We start from the raw sequence: 17,671 nt of genomic DNA on the forward strand, positions 1-17,671 counted from the left end.
GGGTTCCGGCGCACGTTGCCCACTACGCCCACGGCCGTGACCGCGTAAGCATCGCTTCCTCCGGGAGCCTTGGTGCCGCACGTCGAGTTCTTGCCCGCGTAGAACCAGCAGTCGGGATCGCCCACCACGTGAGGCTTGCCCACCTGATCAGGAGTCGCAGTGGCGAATCCATAAGGATCGAGAATCGAGTTGTGCTGTCCATCGTTTTCATTCACCTGGAAGGGATGGCCGCTATAGAACGTGTACACGCCGGAGGTCTGCCAGTTGCCCAGGATCCACGACAAGGGCCCGTGCTGCAGCATGGCCTTGCCCCGGCCGAAAGGCAGAGCGTAAAGGTAGCTCACCGCAACGCGGTTGGGAACATCGAAATCGCTCGGCCCGTACCATGAGGCATAGTCGCGGCCGTTCGGCGGATCGCCCGAGTTCGATTCCAGTTCCTGCGGCGTGTTGTCGAGGCTTCGCGAATGCGTAAACGCTGCGCGCATTTCAAAGCCGTTGACAAAGCGCCGGGTGAGGCTGGCCTGCAGTCCGTTGTAATTGCCGAAGCCGATGGGAGAGGTGTACTCAATCTGCCCAAAGTTGCAATAAGGCACTTCGTACGCCCCAGGACACGCAGTAGTTGGATTGGAATTCGCAACGACCTGGCCGCCCGAAATGATCGGCTGATTGTAATCGCGAATCACATCGAGGTGGGTTGACTTGGTACCCACATAATCAACCTCGGCGGCCCAGCTCTGCCCGAGTTGCTGCTGGACGCCGAAGCTCCACTGCTGCACATAGGGCTGCGGATCGTGAAGGGCCATGGCGCGGATGTGGTAGTTGGTCAGGTTTGAAAGATCGAGCGTTGCCGGGTCAAGAAAATTCGAAGGAAAGCCGACCGATGGGCTGAGCACGGGCGAGGTGTTGCTGGTAAGCGTCTTGTTGATCAGGAAGGGCGGATTCAGGGCTAGCTCATCCTCGCTGCCGAAGCGCTCAAACAGCGAGTAGTACAGGCCGTAACCGCCGCGGATCACGGTGTTCGTCACTGGCGAGTAGGCGAACCCGAACCGCGGCCCGAAGTTTTTGTAGTTCGGATCCACGATGGCACGGTTCTTCAACGATCCGCCTTTGGCAAACACCAGAGCCCCGGCCGCCGGATCAAAGTCCGCCATACGATTCTTCGCTTCGAGCGGCGGCGTGGTGAAGTCATAGCGAAGGCCGAGATTGAGCGTGAGTTTCGGCGTCACCTTCCAGTCGTCTTCAACGAATCCCGACAGCATCCAGAGCCGCTGATCGACGAAGAATACGTTCGTCAATTGTGTACTCTGCACATAACCAAGCAGACCATCAGCATATGACAGGCCGGTGCCCGACACGCACTTGCCCGGAGCGCTGTGCTGACAGGTGAACACGCCGGTAAAGCCCAGATCGCCGCGGGTGCCCGGCTCATCCTGGAAGATGTTGCGCATGGGCAGGTAGATGCTGGTGCCGAATTTCAACGTCTGCTTGCCATGCACAAGAGATAACGTGTCGTTGTACTGATACTGCATGGGAATCTGCCGCTTGGGCAGGAAATCCGCCGAGCCTTCGAAGGCATAGTTGGAGAATTGGGTCAACGGAACTCCGCCACCCATGGCGGGGCTATTCGGGATGCCGGGAACGAAATCGCCCGCCATCTGGTCCAGGTTGAACGGCTGCTGTTGCGCATAGGAATAGTCGCGCACCCAGCCGAACCGGAATTCATTCACCATGCTCTGGCTCAGAATGTGGGTCCAGCCCAGCACCGCGCTGTGGGCCTTGAGGATCTGGTTTCCCCATGCCGATGTTGACGTGCCGTCGGCGAGGCCACCCAGGTAGCCCGGAATGTCGCGGTTGCGCGTGGAGTAGTTGTAGCGCGCGAAGACAGAATTAGAAGCTGATGGGGTCCAGTCCACGCGCCCGTCATAGTTGTGTTCAAAGTCGGTAAGCAGCGCGTTGCGAACGAAGTTGTTGACGTTCGGCGGACTGCCGGCGGTGGTGGTGTTAGGAAGCGGGAAGAGCGCCATCAATTTCTGAACCGTGGGATCGAGACTGCCCGATGGAACCGTGTTGTTGGCAAACGGCTGGCAGTTTGAACCCGAGAACGCCGGGTGGCAGGTGGTCGGATCATAGATGGTTGGGTAGGTCACGCCCACGGTCGCCGCCGTAGCCGGGCTGAAGTCACCAATGCGCTCGTTCGGCAGCGGCACCGTCGCAGTCCGCAGAACACCCTGCTTGATGCGCGTGCCCTCATAGTCGAAGAAGAAGAACAGACGATTCCTCACGAGGGGACCGCCTACATTGCCGCCAAACTGGTTCTGGTTGTACTTCGGTTTCGTGAGCCCGTGACGATCGGAAAAGAAATCGTTCGCGTCGAAGTAGTTGTTGCGGACGTACTCATATGCGAGCCCGTGGAATTTATTCGCTCCGCTCTTGGTGTTGACTGAAACCACTCCGCCCGGGCTGCGGCCGTACTCACTCGAGTACGGATTGCTGATCACGTTGAACTGCGCAATGGTATCGAGCGAGGGATGCGCCGACTCTGTGCTCAACTCCTGCACATTCTCAGAGAACGTGTTGTTGTCGATGCCGTCGAGCAGGAAGTTGTTTTGCAGCGAATGGATGCCGTTGACGTTGAAATCGCCAACGCGCCCCGCGGATGTGGCGCCGCTCTGCTGCGTGAACCGGCTGATCTGCACGCCCGGCACGACACGCAACAAGTCATCCCAATTGCGCAGGGAGAGTGGCGTCTGCTCGATGGTCTCCGAGCCGATGACCGTACTGATCGATGCATCATCGGGGGAAAGCATCGCGGCACCGGCTTGAACTTCGACGGATTGCTCGGTGGAACCAACGTGGAGATGAAAATCCTCGCGGACCCTCTGGCCCACCGCAAGCGGTACGTGTTCCGTCAGCGGCGTGAATCCCTGTGCTGTGACACTCACGGTGTATCGGCCGATGGGAAGGTCCTGCATGGAGTAGGCGCCGGCATCATCGGTCTGCGCTGTGCGCGTGTATCCGGTCGCTTCCTCCGTAACCATAACGCGGACGTGCGGCAAAGCAGCGCCGGATGGGTCTACCGCAAGGCCTGAAAGACTAGCGGTGTTGATCTGTGCTTGAACCAGCAACCTTCCTGCGAACACAAGAAGGGACGTGAGAATCCGAAGCGAGGGGAGTCGCGACATAATGGTTCCTCGTGGCCTGCAATCAATTGTCTAAAACAGTCTTTTGGGGAAATGTGCTCGTGTTGTAAGCGTCGATCACGCGGCACTGAATCTGGATCTATAGGACACGTCTTTTGTTATGTATCTATGAACCGGACGTGAACGCAGACTGAATTCGACGGGCGGATCACGCTGCGTATCCCAATGCGGAATGAAGTGTAACACTCCGACTCGCGGTCAGAACAAAAGCACTTGCCTCTCGACTGAACTCGGCACACGCTCAGGGACCCGAGGCGTCGCAGCGCGAGCGCCTCTGCGGCGAACGATGCGCAGCGCTGCCGCCTCTGCACTGCGCGTGTCCTCGCTGCACGTATCCTCCGTCGAGTACAGGAAGCTCTTCCCCGCCACCGCGGCCGTCCGGTCTCCGGGCACAAGCACGCCCATCAGATTCATGGGATCGGCGCCGGCGATCGTAACCGATAAGGCGCCATCTCGATCTCGCGCATTGCGCAGGCTCTCCAACACCTCAGGCAGCGCAAACTGCTCGCCGGCGAACCCGCTTACGAAGCGTCCCCCCCGCACCTCGCCGCGATCCTCGAGGCGACGGAGCATCCGCAGCAGTTTGCCCCAGCACGGAATGTTCGACTCCAGCGGAAGCAGATCGCGGAACACGACTCCGTAGCGCGCCAGCAGCATACGCGCGGCGCTCTCCACGGCTTCATCTTCGTAACGGGCTCGTTCCAGCGGGTCAGCCGCAACGGGAGCATCGGCCACGAACAGAGACCATCTTCCCGCGGCACTGCGCACTCTGCGGGAAGAGGTGCGAAGGGCGGCCCGCCGCTCCGGATCGATCATGGCCCGCAACTGGTCGAAGCCATCGGCTGCCGCCAAGCCCGCGGCCGCAAGTTCCCACAATGCCAGGTGGGCTTGTTCCGCGGTCAAGCCCGCGAGCCGCTGAACATCCTCGCCGAAGCAGGCGCCCTTCTGCTGGAGCAATTCCCACACACGCAGTGCGGCCGGCGTTAGAGTATGAGCCAGCTTTTTCTCCTCCACCCCTTGCTCACGAAGAGCCAGATTGAGCCATGCGGCTGAGTCGCGCAGGTAGAACGTGATGGGCGCCGCGTTGGTCGGGACGACCCGGCGGGGTCCGTTTCCGTCTGCAGAACGAAATGCCGGGTGGGGCGAAACACGTCCCCATCCCACTGAGCCGGACAAACAAAGTTGATCCAGCCACCGCGGATCATAGTTCGCAAGTCTCGAGGGGAGAATGGTCTTCTCCCATTCCACGGCTGGCGCTTCAAACCCCTCGAGCTTAGTAATCGCATCAAGAAGTCCTTCTTCGCCGGCAAGCTGTGTTTGCGGGGCAAGATGTTGCCAGCCCAGCAACCATGCATAGAACACCGCGGGAACGACCGGCTCCACCTGCCTGCGTCGAGCGCCAAGGGTGAGCTTGTGAATGCGCTGCAGAATCCGCCGCTCGCACCATTCCACATCGAGGTCGTGGTGGGCTGCGGGCCGCTCGAAGCTGCCGCGCATCAGCAAGCCCTGCACCTCCATAGCCACAAACGCGGCAAGCACCTGAACGGCGTCGACGGTGAGAAGACTCGCGAATTCATTGGCGGTGACGGGCCCGAGCACCTGCATCCAGCCCTGCACGCACTTGCGCAGAGCCTCATCTCTTTCAGTATGGGTTTGCGCCGCACCGCGCCACAGCCCCTCCACCAGCGGCATGCGTTCCGTAGCTACCAGGCATGCAGTTGCGCCACAATGCACCATCGCCGCCCGGCCGTCGACTGCAAGCCTTTCAAAGAATCCGGGCCAGTGCGCCGCGCGTTTTTGATCCATCATGGTCACGGGTAAAGCGACCAGGCTCATCAGCAGATCGTGCATCTCGTGATGGTCGCGAATGTCAGGCCAGCACTCCGCGCGCACAAGCGCAATCGCCGCTGCATCCAGCCTTCCCGGCTGGTCCAGCACGCTCGCGGGTATTTGCGTATGCAGTGAAACCGCGCGCGCCCGCCGCTCTTCCAGGCCAGCCTCGTCAAGAAATGCATATGGGTTCGCGTTCAGCAGTTCGTGCGCGAACTGCGAGGGCACCGGCGTATCCACCGCCAGACAGCGGATGCTTCCATCCTGGATGCCACGCAAAACGCCTACCAGCCCCTCAAGGTCCATCGCCTCCTGCAGCACATCCTCCATTACCTCACGGACGAGCGGATGGTCTGGAATCTGAATGTCGCCTTCGATGTTCTCGAAGCAGGCGGCGGCCTGTGGAAACACGCTCGCCAGCAGATCTTCAGAGCGCGTGCGCTGCACCTGCGGCGGAATGCGTTTCCCCTTCGAATTGCGCAGCAGTTGCAGGCTGCGGTTCGCTGCCCACCGCCAGCGTGTTTTGAACACCGGCGCGGCCAGCGATGCTTGTTCCAGCAGTTCGCGCGCCGTCAACTCGGTCAGGAACTGAAACACATCGGACAGCGGGAAGCTGTGCTGCTCGGCGAGCGAGATATTGATGCCGTTATCCGTTGCGGCCGCCTGCAGCTCAAAATTGAATCCGCGGCAGAAGCGTTTGCGCAATGCCAGTCCCCACGCTTTATTGATGCGGCCGCCGAACGGCGCATGCAGAATCAACTGCATTCCGCCGCCGTCGTCGAAGAAGCGCTCGGCAATGACGGTCAATTTCGTTGGCACCGCACCCAGCACCGCGCGGCCCGCCACAACATACAACACCAGTTGCAGCGCGCCCGACTCGCACACGCCGCACTCCTCGCACAGCCACGCCGTTGCGCTGGCCACCTGTGGATTGGTCGGCGACACAAGGCGCGGCGACACATCAGCCGTCATGGCTGCAATCTGCACGCGGAGTTCACATACCGCGTCAGATAAGACGTCGGTCCGCTGCGGAGCCTCGCCAGTCCAGAACGGCACATTTGGCGGAGCACCATGCGCATCCTCCACGTGCACTTGCCCTGCAGGGTCAATGCGCTGCACGCGCCAGCTCGTGTTGCCCAGCAGGATCACATCGCCGGGGCTCGAGTCCACCGCGAAATGCTCGTCCAGCGTGGCGATCAACACGCCCTCCGGCTGCAGAATCACGTTGAAGAGCGCGGTTTCGGGGATCGCCCCGCCATTCGTCACCGCGATCATGCGCGCGCCGCGCCGCGGGTGCAGTTGGCCATGGATGCCATCGTGCAGCAGGTACGCTCCGTACCGGCCCCGCGAGGACTCAATCCCGTTCGATAAAATCGCTACAATTTCATCGAATTCATCCCACTTCAACGCGCGGTATGGGTAAGCCCTGCGCACCACTTCGTACAGCGATGTTTTATCCCAGGGCTCCGCTCCGCACGCGGCCACAATCTGCTGCATCAGTACATCGATCGGCTGGGGAGGGATCTCGAGCCGGTCCAGTTCACCCGCGCGCATGCGCCGCACCAGAGCGGCCTGCTCCATCAGATCGTCACGCGTAGTCGCAAACAAGCGCCCCTTGGGAATCGCGCCGCGCCAGTGCCCGGAGCGCCCCACGCGCTGCATCGCTGTTGAAATCGATCGCGTGGTCGCGATCTGGCACACAAGGTCCACGTTGCCGATATCGATTCCAAGCTCGAGCGATGCCGTTGCTACGAGCACCTTGATCTCGCCATTCTTCAACCGTCGTTCCGCGTCCAGGCGCAACGCCCGCGAAAGCGAGCCGTGGTGCGCGGCGACGTTCTTTGCGCCCAGCCTTGCGGCCAGAGCAAAGGCCACTCTCTCCACGAGCTTCCGCGTGTTCACAAATACCAAAGTCGAGCGGTGTGTCTCCGTATAAACAGCGATCTTGTCGAAGATCTCTTCCCACATGGGGTGCGATGTGACGGACGAGAGCTCCGCCGTCGGCACTTCGATCGCCACGTCCATGGCGCGCCGGCGGCCCACTTGCACAACAGCCGCGCGCTCGTGACCTCCGCCGGTCAGGAAGTCGGCTACCAACTCGATCGGATTCTGGGTAGCTGAAAGTCCGATACGTTGCGGGGGCACCGCCAGTCCGGTGAGCATGGCTCCGGGCGCCAGCCGGTTTCTGCCGCAGACCAGCGCATCCAGCCGCTCCAGCGTGAGTGCAAGGTGTGCGCCCCGCTTGTCATCGGCAACGGCGTGAATCTCGTCCACAATCAGGGTTTCTACACGCTGCAGATGGTCGCGGCTGCGCCTCGACGTCAGCAGGATGTAGAGCGACTCCGGCGTTGTTACCAGGATGTGCGGCGGGTTGCGCAGCATCGCGGCCCGCTCCCGCTGCAGAGTGTCTCCAGTGCGAACGGCCGTCCGTATCTCCTGCGACAGATACCCGCGCTCCAGTGCAAGCTGCTGAATCTCGCGCAGAGGCTCTTCGAGGTTCTTCTGGATATCGTTTGACAGGGCCTTCAGCGGCGACACATACACCACCTGCGTAGCGGCGCCGAGCGAACCCTCCAGCGCGCGCCGGAAGAGGCGATCGATGCACACCAGAAAAGCGGCCAGCGTCTTGCCGGAGCCGGTTGGCGCGGAAATCAGCGTGGGCCGGCCCTCAACAATGCGTGGCCACCCGTGCACCTGCGGTTCTGTCGGCGTTCCGAATTTTGAGACGAACCACTCCTGGGTGATGGGGTGAGCCCAGGAGAGCTCAACGGGGAAGCCCATCGAGCGATTTTATCCTGTTCGCCTTTTCTTTGCTGCCCGGAGGATCCAGCGCGGATATGAATGGTCACGTCAGATCGAACCCGGACGGCCAGGGGAACCGAGCCGTGCCAATCCCCTTCTCGCCCTCCCTCCGCAGTGGGCGGGAACCAGATGGATGGAACGGCAGGGGCTCCCCGAACGTAAATTCCGGTACGTGCATTCATAATTCCGGATTCTGCACGTCATCCCTATGAATGAGTCAGAGCGTGAACCCGTGAGCGCAGCAATCGCAAGCTTACCGCCGGTGGAGAGCAGGGACTGGTTAAGCCAGTTGTTCGGCGCGCACTATCGGCGCGTGCTGATGGCCGCCTACCGCATTACCGGCAACATGGCCGATGCGGAGGACGTGGCCCAGGCCTTGTTCCTGCGGCTAGGCCGTGGCGAGGCGCCCGCGATGGCCAACGCCGGCAGTTACTTGTACCGCGCCGCTATCAATGGCGCTCTTGACCTGCTGCGGCAGAAGAGGAACACGGAACCGCTGGAAGCAGCGGCGGGTGTGGCCTCAGATGATGCGGACGGGGCACCGGAAGAGCGGGTGAGGAGCGAAGAACTGCAGCGACAGTTGCGGCATTCCATCGCGGAACTGCCGCCGCGGGCCGCCGAGATGTTCGCGCTGCGCTACCTGGAAGAGATGAGCAACGGCGAAATCGCCGGGCTGATGGGCACATCGCAGGCGGTGGTGGCGGTGACGCTTTACCAATCGCGGGCGAAGCTCAAGAGACGTCTGACCGAGATGCAAAGGGGGATGCGATGAGACGCAACCAGGAATCACTGTTGGACCGCGCCACGCGCGCGCTGCGTGAAGATGCGCCGGGCAGGGATGCGATTACTGCCTCGGCAGAGCGGTCAGCACAGGCCTTGGGGATGGAGATGACTTCCGAAGCGATCGAGGGCGCCATTCACAACTGCGAAGGTGTGCAGCGGCTGTTCGTGGCTTATCGCGCAGGCAATCTGCACGACTCCAGGAAGCAGCTGGTGGATGCGCATCTGCGCGAATGCTCTGGGTGCCTGCGTGTGTTCCGCGACGCCAGGAGCGGCTCGGTAGTGAGCTGGGGAGCGCCGCAGATCGCCACTCAGAAGCGAGTGGGACCGATGGCGTGGGGATGGGCATTTGCGACTTGCGCGGCAGTGCTGATCACAGGCTTGCTGGTCTACAGGATGTACTGGCAGATTCCGCCGGGCGTGCGCGCCGAGGTTCAGTCTATTCATGGTACGGCGTATCTGATTGACGGCAGCGGCGATCGGCCAATCACGGCCGGAACCGAACTGGCCGAAGGCGCCCAGGTAAGGACCGGGGGAGATTCTGGGGCCGTGTTGCGGCTGACCGATGGGTCGCTGGTGGAGTTGAACCAGCGCAGCGCTCTGGACGTAGGCGCGAGGGGACGCGATATGACCGTGCACCTCAGCCGCGGCGCCGTGATTGTGCAGGCAGCCCATCGCACGTCAGGGCATTTATATGTGAAGACGCCGGACTGCCGGGTGGCGGTGACGGGAACCGTGTTCTCCGTGGACGCGGGAATCAAGGGATCACGAGTGGCGGTGCTGCAGGGCTCCGTGCACGTGGTGCGGGCCGGCCTGAACTCGGTTCTGGGGCCGGGCGAGCAAATCGCCACCAGCGACAATCTCGCGCCTCAGCCCATTGCCGATCAGTTCACCTGGAGCCCCGACCGCGAGAAGTACGTGGGCATGCTTGCGCAGTTGGCCCTGGTGGAGCATCGCATTGCGCAAATTCCGTTTCCGCAGCCGCGCTACACGACCGACCTTCTGGCGCGCGTTCCGGCTGAGACTCAGCTTTACATCAGCATTCCCAACCTCGGCGATTTTCTCAAGCAAGCCAACTCCATCTTTCAGGATCAGTTGACTGCCAGTCCCGAACTGCGCGCGTGGTGGACGAAGGGGCACAACCCCGATGAGCTGAATGACTTTGTGAATAAGGTGAACGACATCAGCCAGTACCTGGGCGACGAGGTGATTGTGATCGGCGCAGGCCAGGGAGACAGCAAGACCGTGGCCATGCTGGCAGATGTGAAAAGGAGCGGCCTCAAGGACGAGCTTGAGCAGCAGTTCGGCGGACAGGGCAAGCTGGTGGTGCTGGACCCGGCAACGCTGCTGGCCGGCGCCGCGCCCGCCGCGGGCCATGGCGGCTATGCGCTGGTGCGGGATCATGAAGTTGTCTTCGCCAACAGCACCGCCATTCTGACGGAGGTGAACACCCAACTGGACGCAGGATCCAGCGGGTTTGCCGATGCCGATTTCGGGAAGCAGATTGCGGCAGCTTACAGTCGCGGAGCGGGCATTATTCTGGGGGCGGATCTGCATTCCATGCTGCAGGCGCAAGCGGGGCGCGCGCCGCAGAAGATGCCGGGGCTCGCGAGCAGCGGGCTCGGAGATCTGCAGTATCTGATCGCGGAGCATCGCGAGAGTAACGGAATGCCTGCCAATCATGTGGCGGTGCAGTTCACCGGAACGCGGCAGCGGATCGCTTCGTGGCTGGCCAGTCCGGGACCCATTGGGTCGCTGGAGTTCGTCAGCCCTAACGCGGCGGTGGCGATCGCTTCCCTGACCAAAGATCCTGCCGCGATTGCGGATGATCTGATGGCCATGGCGACCCAGGCGCACGGCGCGGGTGTGAGTTGGAGCGACATTGACAGCAAGCTGCAGATTGATGTGCGAAACGACCTGATGGCGAACCTGGGCGGAGACGTCACGCTGTCTCTTGATGGTCCGGTGCTTCCCACTCCCGCATGGAAGATGGTGGTTGAGGTAAACAACCCCACGGGCCTCGAAAACACGCTGGAACGGATGTTGCAGGCCATTGCGGCGCAGACACAAGGCACCGGCGCGCATCTGCTGAGGATCGAATCCAGCCTGGTGGATTCGGTTCGTTACTACACGATTCGCGACGTGACGTCGGGGACGGCGGTGGCCGAGTACACGTTCGCGAATGGCTACATGGTTCTGGGGGCGAACCGGGCCGTGGTCATGGATGCGCTGCGCACCCAGGCAAGCGGGAATTCTCTGGCGCAGTCAGCGTCGTTCCGGGCGTTGCTGCCGCGGGATGAGAACGAGAACTATTCGGCGCTGGTGTACCAGAACCTGAGCCCAGTGTTGACGCCGCTCATGTCACAGTTCGGCGGGAATGCGGCGGGCGCGATTCAGAAGCTTGCGGCCGATGCCAGGCCTACGGTGATCTGCGCATGGGGCGAGGGCAATCGTATTGAGGCGGCCAGCGACAGCCGTCTGTTCGGATTCGATTTCCTGACCATGGGCGCCATTTTCGATTCGCGGAACAAGTCGGCAGCACAGAGCGTACTTCCCTGATATGAGCGTAATTGCCCTCAATGGATTGGCAGTGCAACTCGGCGGGCGGACCGTTCTCGACGGTCTGACCGGCGAGTTGCACGGCAAAGCGATCGGGTTGCTGGGGCCCAACGGCGCCGGCAAATCCACGCTCATCAATACGCTGCTCGGTTTCCATCCTGCTTCCGGCGGAACCGCGGAGGTGTTCGGTCTCGACACACAGCGCGAGCGGGCGCGCATCCGGCAGCACATCGGGTATATGCCGGAGAACGACTCGTTCATCGGCAACATGACGGGCGTGCGCTTTGTGCGCTACATGGCGGAACTGGCAGGGCTGCCCGCAGGCGAAGCACTGGAGCGCGCGCATGAGGCTCTGTTCTATGTTGGCCTGGGCGAGGTGCGCTACCGCAAGATCAGCACCTACTCGCTGGGCATGAAGCAGTTGATCAAGCTGGCGCAGGCTCTTGCGCATGGACCGCGGCTTCTGATTCTGGACGAGCCGACCAACGGACTGGATCCCAGCGCGCGGCAGCGCATGATTCAAACGCTGCAGGCGATACGCAAGGAAGGCAGCATCCATCTGCTTATCTCCTCGCATCTGCTGCGCGATATCGATCAGACCTGCGACCAGGTGCTGATCCTCAAAGCCGGACGCATTGCGGCTCTGTGCGATATCGAAGAAGAGCGGCGGTCGCAGCGCAATTTCATCGAGCTTGAGGCCTTTGGCCCAACGGATGAATTTTGTAACGCTCTGCGCGTGGAAGGGTGCGAGTGCGCGTGCTTCGCGGATGGGCGCATCAAGCTCATCGTTCCGGACCGCATTCAATCGCGGGACATTTACATGGCCGCGAGCCACGCAGGCATGCAGATCAGGCGCATGCATCAGCGCCGCGACTCACTCGAAGACATCTTTATGCGCGCCATGGAAGCGCAGCCGGCAGGAGGGGAACTTGTCCATCTTCAGGCATGAGTATCGAGCCTATGGGGGGCCGCTCACGCCATTGTGGGCGCGCCTGAGCGTAGTGGTGCGTTATGCGCTTGCAGAAGCGTGGTCCTCGCGCATCACAACCGGTCTGTTCACGTTCGCCATGCTGCCGGTGATCGTGGCCCTCGTCGGTATTTATCTCGCCAACAACCCGCTGGCTCGCATGGTGATCATGCGCGGCAGTTCGATCTTCGAGATCAACGCGCAGTTCTTCGCCCGCGTTCTGGCCACGCAGTGCTGGCTGGCCCTGGTGGTAGCGGCGTGGGTTGCACCGCGCCTGGTGTGCTTCGAAATAGCAGACAATGCGCTGCCTATTCTGCTCAGTCATCCCATCTCCCGCTTTGGTTATGTGCTGGGAAAATTCCTGGCACTCTTCGCGTTTCTCTCGATGGTCACGTGGATTCCCTGCCTGATGCTGTTCGCGTATCAGGGCTACTCTTCGCCGAAGCCGTGGACGGCGGACAACCTGCAGATTGCGGGTGGCATGCTGCTGGGGGCGATCTTGTGGAGTTCGCTAGTTTCGTTGCTGGGGCTGGCGCTCTCCTCATGGGTGAAGTGGCGGGTGGTGGCGACGGGCATCATTTTTGCCGCAGTGTTTGTGCCGGCGGGCGTGGGCGGCATTATCACAGCCGTTCTGCGCACGCGATGGGGATTTTTGCTGAATGTGCCGGTGATGATGACGCAGGTGTTTCAGCGATTGCTCGGCGCTCCGGAGACGATGCGCGAAGACTTCCGCCTGCCCGACACGCCGATCGCGGTCATGCTTCTGCTGGTGTGCGGCGTATGCGTGCTGATGCTGAACGTGCGCATCCGGGCGCGTGAAGTGGTGAGGGGGTGAGTTCCATGAACGACCGCATCCTCTTTGACGACGTGTCGAAGTTCTACGGCGAAGTGCTGGGAGTGAACAAGGTTTCGTTCAGCCTGCCGCCGGGCATCACCACGCTTGTGGGCCCGAATGGTTCCGGCAAGACGACGCTGATGAATCTCATGACCGGACTGGTGCGGCCATCGGGCGGCCATCTCAGCGTGCTTGGATTGACTCCGGCCGATGCCGACCGCTTCTTCCGCATGGTGGGGTACTGCACGCAATTCGATTCGTTTCCGCGGCGACTCACCGGGTGGGATTTTCTGCTCGATTCCCTGATGCTGCACGGCATGAGCGAAGGCGATGCCTTCCGCCTGGCGCATGAGGCAGTGGACCGAGTGCGGCTGGGCGAGGCGGCTTCGCGTCGAATCGAGAGCTACAGCAAAGGCATGCGGCAGAAGATCCGGCTGGCGCAGGCCATCGCCCATCATCCGCGCGTGCTGGTTCTCGATGAGCCGCTAAACGGACTGGACCCGATCGCCCGGGCGGAGTCGCTTGCGCTGTTTCAGGAACTGAGCCGGCAGGGGATGCACCTGGTCATCTCCAGCCACATTCTCGACGAGGTCGATCGCATCTCCGACCGCGTCATTCTCATTACCGGCGGATACATCGTTGCGGAAGGCGACATCCACCAGGTGCGCCGCGAGGTGCGCGACAAGCCCATGCAGGTGCTCATTCGCTGCGATCAACCGGAGTTGCTGGCGTCGCGGGTATTTGTCAGCAACCACTGCGTGGAAGCGCGGCTGCATCAGGACGGGCGAGGTGTGTTTCTGCGCACTGCGGATATCGACCAGTTCTACCGCATTCTCAACGAGATTGCAGTGGAAGGATTGGTAAAGATCGAGGCTGTTGCCCCGGCCGATGACGATACCAGCGCGATCTATCAATACCTCATCGGCTCAGAAGGGGGCCCGTCATGAACCAGACCCTCAGAACAGTCTTAGATCTGCCGTGGGGCCTTTATTGGCTGCAGACGCGGCGCCTGGTCCGCATCGAGTTGCGGCGGAACCTCCTTTCGTGGAGAGCGTGGTGGATCTATTTTCTGGCGTTTGTGCCTACGGTCATCATCCTCGTCCATTTGCTGAAGGAGTCGCATCCGGCATTCGCGTTGACGGAAGACAGCAATGTGCTGGCGGGCATTGTGCAGTTCTATTACATCCGGCTGGGGATCTTCTTCGGCTGCCTGGGAATTTTCTCACGGCTCATTCGCGGAGAGATGATTGAGCGCAGCGTGCATTACTACCTGCTGGCTCCCATTCGGCGCGAGATTCTGCTGCTGGGCAAGTTCGCCGCGGGGTCGATCAGCGCGGTGATGTTGTTCGGGACAGCGATCATTGCGGACTACGCCTTCATCTATGCGGGGTTTGGCGCGGCCGGCCAGGATTACGTGTTCAATGGTCCGGGGCTGGGTCAACTTGAGGCGTACCTCGGCATCACGGTGCTTGGCTGCCTGGGCTACGGCGCGGTGTTCCTGCTGCTGAGCATGATGTTTCGCAATCCTACGCCCGCGGCCATGCTGGTGCTGGGCTGGGAAGTGATCAACCCTGTGATGCCGTCGGTGCTGCAAAAGATCAGCGTGGCGTCGTATCTGCGGCACCTGATGCCTCTGAGCGTCCCGGGAGACGGCATCTTCGCGCTGCTGACGGTGCAGACGGAAGCGGTGCCGGCGTGGGTGGCGACCCTGGGATTGATGGCTCTGATCGTCGTGGTCCTGGCGTATTCCTGCTTCAGGATTCGCCGTCTGGAACTGCGCTACACGACGGAGTAACCCGGTACGGGTTAGCAGCGGCAAGGAAATATTCTCTGTCTCCGGCGAAACTTTCGCGACGGGGGCGGGTTCGCGAGTGTATTCGCGTCTCTCGTCCACGGGAAAGTTTCTGACAATCGACACACGTTGAGCGGCTCGCCTGGGGGAGTCGTCTCTCTGGAGGCAGGTTATGAAATGCACCTCGCTCGTGCTGTTTTCCGTCCTGCTTGCGCCGCCGCTGTTTGCGGACGCGGGCGAACATATCATTCCGGCCGGCTCTCTGATTTCGTGTACGACCGCGGAGCCGCGACTCTCTTCAAAAACTACGGCTGTGGGCGATCCGGTGCTTTGCCACCTGGCGCACTCGGAACGCTACGGACGTGTGACGCTTCCTTACAACAGTTACCTTGTTGGACGATTTGAAGCCTATAAAGACCCGGGCCATTTTGTGGGCAAGGGGTATATGGAACTGAAGTTCCACCAACTGGTGATCGAGCCGGACACCGAGGTGCCGATCGATGCGCGGGTGATCGACGTGTCTGGTTTTCGCGTGGATACGCAGGGGCGGATTCTGGGCAAGGGGCATGCCGTACGCGATGCGGTGATGTGGTCGATTCCGGTGCTTTGGCCGATCGACCTTCTGATGCTTCCGATGCGGGGCCCGCGGCCGACGCTGAAAGAAGAAACGCGAATGACGCTGAAGGTGATGGACGACTTCGCGGTGCCGAACGCCACGCTGCCCTACACCGATCCGTACGGGCTGAGGCATCGCAATCAATCGTACGATGAGCCACAGGTACAGCCGCAGCAGCAGCCGGTGCAGCAGCAGTCCTATCAGCCGCAGTATCAGCCGCAACCGCAGTACCAGCCGCAGCCGCAGTATCAGCCGCAGGCGCAATACCAGCCGCAGTATCAGCCTGCTCCCACCTACAACATTTACCAGCAGCCGCCGGTGGTGATTCAGCAGCCGCCGCAGGTGGTGGTGATGCAGCAGGCACCGAGCTATGTGTACGCGGCTCCTGCGCCTCCGCCGCCGGCATATTCGTACGGTTATGGGTACGGGCCGCCGATCTGGGGTGCGCGATACGTATATAGAGGCTGGTAGATACCGGAACGTCGAGACGCGACTCGGGGGGAAATGGCCGCAGAGATGCGGCCATTTCCATTTTGGACTGGTGTGATGGCGTGGAGGGACCTTTTAGACTGAAGGGTGCGGCCTGGAATCTGGGCCCGCGATTCTGCAGGGGAAGAGGGCACGTTGGCGAAATTTCTGGTAACGGGAGCGGCGGGTTTTATCGGGCGGTCGATTGCGGCGGCGCTGCTGGCGCGGGGCGAAGCGGTGCGCGGGATCGACAGCTTCATCACCGGCAAGCGAGCGAACCTGGCGGGGCTGGAGGCCATGGAGTTTGTGGAAGGCGACCTGGCCGATCCATCGGTGTGCGCCCGGGCGTGCCAAGGCGTGGAGGGGGTGTTCCACGAGGCTGCGCTGGCTTCCGTGCCGCGGTCGGTGGCCGATCCGGTGGGCACCAATGTGAACTGCGTGGATGCGACGCTGAACGTGCTGGTGGCAGCGCGCGATGCGGGGGTGCGGCGGGTGATTTACGCGGGGTCGTCGTCGGCTTATGGGGACACGCCCACGATGCCCAAGCACGAGGAGATGAAGCCGAGCCCTATTTCGCCCTATGCCGTGGCGAAGCTGGCGGGGGAACACTACCTGGCGTCGTTCACGCGGGTGTATGGGCTGGAGACGGTGACGCTGCGGTACTTCAATGTGTTTGGTCCGTACCAGGACCCGACGTCGCACTACTCGGGGGTGCTGGCGATCTTTTGCCGCAAAATGCTGAAAGGCGAGCAGCCCACGATATATGGGGATGGGGAGCAGAGCAGGGATTTCACCTATATCGACAACGTGGTGCATGCCAATCTGCTGGCGGCTGAGGCGCCGGCGGAGAAGGTGTCAGGCGAGGTGATGAACACGGCGACGGGGAAGACGATCACGTTGAATGAGACGTTCAGGATTTTGCGCGAGCTCACGGGGTACCAGGGGGAGGCCGCCTACGGGCCGGCGCGGACCGGGGATGTGCGGGATTCGCTGGCGGACATCGGGAAGGCGGAGGAACGGATGGGCTATCGGCCGCTGGTGGACTTCCGGGAGGGACTGCGCAGGACGGTGGATTGGTATCGGAGTGGCGAGGGGACGTAAGGGGATCGCCTAAGGAGCGCGCGGACTGGCGGGTCAGCAGGTTAGCGGATCGCTGAACTGCGCAACGAGTCGCGGGCGGATCGTTGTCAAATATAACAATATAAACAGGTTATGGTCACGCTGAGAGCAGGCACACGGGTAGTGTGCGTAGCCGTGGTGTGTCTTCCCGCGACGGTGTTTCGGACTAAAAACAGCAGTCCACCTGCGCCACCTGCGCCACCTGCGCCACCTGCGGTGGGGCCAATCGCGGCTTCGCCGCCTCCATTCTCAGAGTCCGGAGGGGGTGGGGGCCACCTGCGGTGGGGCCAACTGCGGCTTCGCCGCCTGCGTCCTCAGAGACGGGAGGGGGTGGGGGGCCACCTGCGGTGGGGCCAACTGCGGCTTCGCCGCCTGGTCATCAGAGACGGGAGGGGGTGGGGGGTGCTGATTTTCGGGATTCTCCGGGGAGAATGCCGCTGTAGAGCTGTTCCAGAATGCGGTCTATCTCTTTTCGATTGATGAGCGGAGGAGTTGTGGAGGGCTTTCGAGGCGCCCCCACCACCTGCACCACCTGCGCCACCTGCGGTGGGGCCAGCTGCGGCTTCGCCGCCTCCATTCTCAGAGGAGGGAGGGGGTGGGGGCCACCTGCGGTGGGGCCAATCGCGGCCGGCTGCGGTGCGGCCACCTGCGGTGGGGCCAACTGCGGCTTCGCCGCCTCCATTCTCAGAGGAGGGAGAGGGGG

10 protein-coding genes and 1 pseudogene are annotated in these 17,671 nt (G+C 61.9%); 8 read left to right on the forward strand and 3 right to left on the reverse strand.

The annotated features are described in order from the left end of the window. Both VGL22_RS11515 and VGL22_RS11520 read right to left on the reverse strand, forming a co-directional pair. Window positions 1-3,125, reverse strand: a 3,125-nt coding sequence (locus VGL22_RS11515) for a TonB-dependent receptor (RefSeq protein ID WP_465267070.1), incomplete at its 3' end; no start/stop codon positions are given. Window positions 3,126-3,398: 273 nt separating this feature from the next. After that, complete coding sequence (locus tag VGL22_RS11520) at window positions 3,399-7,811, reverse strand: DEAD/DEAH box helicase (protein WP_465267071.1); 4,413 nt, start codon at window positions 7,809-7,811, stop codon at window positions 3,399-3,401. Between the two features lie 253 nt (window positions 7,812-8,064). Between VGL22_RS11520 and VGL22_RS11525 the strand changes: the two genes are divergently transcribed. The 8 genes from VGL22_RS11525 (at window position 8,065) to VGL22_RS11560 (ending at window position 16,950) form a co-directional block, all read left to right on the forward strand. After that, a complete protein-coding gene (locus VGL22_RS11525) occupies window positions 8,065-8,604 on the forward strand; it encodes an RNA polymerase sigma factor (RefSeq protein ID WP_465267072.1) in 540 nt (179 codons plus the stop codon). Beyond that, window positions 8,601-11,171, forward strand: coding sequence for a FecR domain-containing protein (locus VGL22_RS11530; protein WP_465267073.1), 2,571 nt, complete (start codon window positions 8,601-8,603; stop codon window positions 11,169-11,171). The genes VGL22_RS11525 and VGL22_RS11530 overlap by 4 nt, the downstream gene beginning before the upstream one ends. Before the next feature lies 1 nt (window position 11,172). Next, window positions 11,173-12,120, forward strand: coding sequence for an ABC transporter ATP-binding protein (locus VGL22_RS11535; protein WP_465267074.1), 948 nt, complete (start codon window positions 11,173-11,175; stop codon window positions 12,118-12,120). Next, the gene (locus VGL22_RS11540; protein ID WP_465267075.1) at window positions 12,101-12,973 is read left to right on the forward strand and encodes an ABC transporter permease; all 873 of its coding nucleotides are present in this window, start codon (window positions 12,101-12,103) and stop codon (window positions 12,971-12,973) included. The genes VGL22_RS11535 and VGL22_RS11540 overlap by 20 nt, the downstream gene beginning before the upstream one ends. Before the next feature lie 5 nt (window positions 12,974-12,978). Further along, window positions 12,979-13,920: an ABC transporter ATP-binding protein gene (locus VGL22_RS11545; protein WP_465267076.1), complete on the forward strand. Its 942-nt coding sequence runs from the start codon at window positions 12,979-12,981 to the stop codon at window positions 13,918-13,920. Next, window positions 13,917-14,768 carry an ABC transporter permease gene (locus tag VGL22_RS11550; protein ID WP_465267077.1) on the forward strand — a complete coding sequence of 284 codons (852 nt, stop codon included), beginning with the start codon at window positions 13,917-13,919 and terminating at the stop codon, window positions 14,766-14,768. Before VGL22_RS11545 ends, VGL22_RS11550 begins: the two co-directional genes overlap by 4 nt. Window positions 14,769-14,937: 169 nt before the next feature. Beyond that, window positions 14,938-15,852, forward strand: a complete 915-nt coding sequence (locus VGL22_RS11555) for a hypothetical protein (RefSeq protein WP_465267078.1) — start codon at window positions 14,938-14,940, stop codon at window positions 15,850-15,852. A 153-nt stretch (window positions 15,853-16,005) separates the two neighbouring features. Continuing rightward, a complete protein-coding gene (locus tag VGL22_RS11560; RefSeq protein ID WP_465267079.1) occupies window positions 16,006-16,950 on the forward strand; it encodes an SDR family oxidoreductase in 945 nt (314 codons plus the stop codon). Between the two features lie 397 nt (window positions 16,951-17,347). Here VGL22_RS11560 and VGL22_RS11565 read toward each other — a convergent pair. Continuing rightward, window positions 17,348-17,671: pseudogene (locus tag VGL22_RS11565) on the reverse strand (hypothetical protein); the annotation flags it as partial.

This window comes from Occallatibacter sp., from assembly GCF_036502485.1.
Classification (GTDB): Bacteria; Acidobacteriota; Terriglobia; order Terriglobales; family Acidobacteriaceae; genus Telmatobacter.

Excerpts from the sequence above, each read along its gene's own strand:
- VGL22_RS11530 (WP_465267073.1), top strand. The coding sequence starts at position 8,601 with ATGAGACGCAACCAGGAATCACTGTTGGACCGCGCCACGCGCGCGCTG.
- VGL22_RS11520 (WP_465267071.1), bottom strand. The coding sequence starts at position 7,811 with ATGGGCTTCCCCGTTGAGCTCTCCTGGGCTCACCCCATCACCCAGGAG.
- VGL22_RS11550 (WP_465267077.1), top strand. The coding sequence starts at position 13,917 with ATGAACCAGACCCTCAGAACAGTCTTAGATCTGCCGTGGGGCCTTTAT.
- VGL22_RS11555 (WP_465267078.1), top strand. The coding sequence starts at position 14,938 with ATGAAATGCACCTCGCTCGTGCTGTTTTCCGTCCTGCTTGCGCCGCCG.
- VGL22_RS11545 (WP_465267076.1), top strand. The coding sequence starts at position 12,979 with ATGAACGACCGCATCCTCTTTGACGACGTGTCGAAGTTCTACGGCGAA.
- VGL22_RS11535 (WP_465267074.1), top strand. The coding sequence starts at position 11,173 with ATGAGCGTAATTGCCCTCAATGGATTGGCAGTGCAACTCGGCGGGCGG.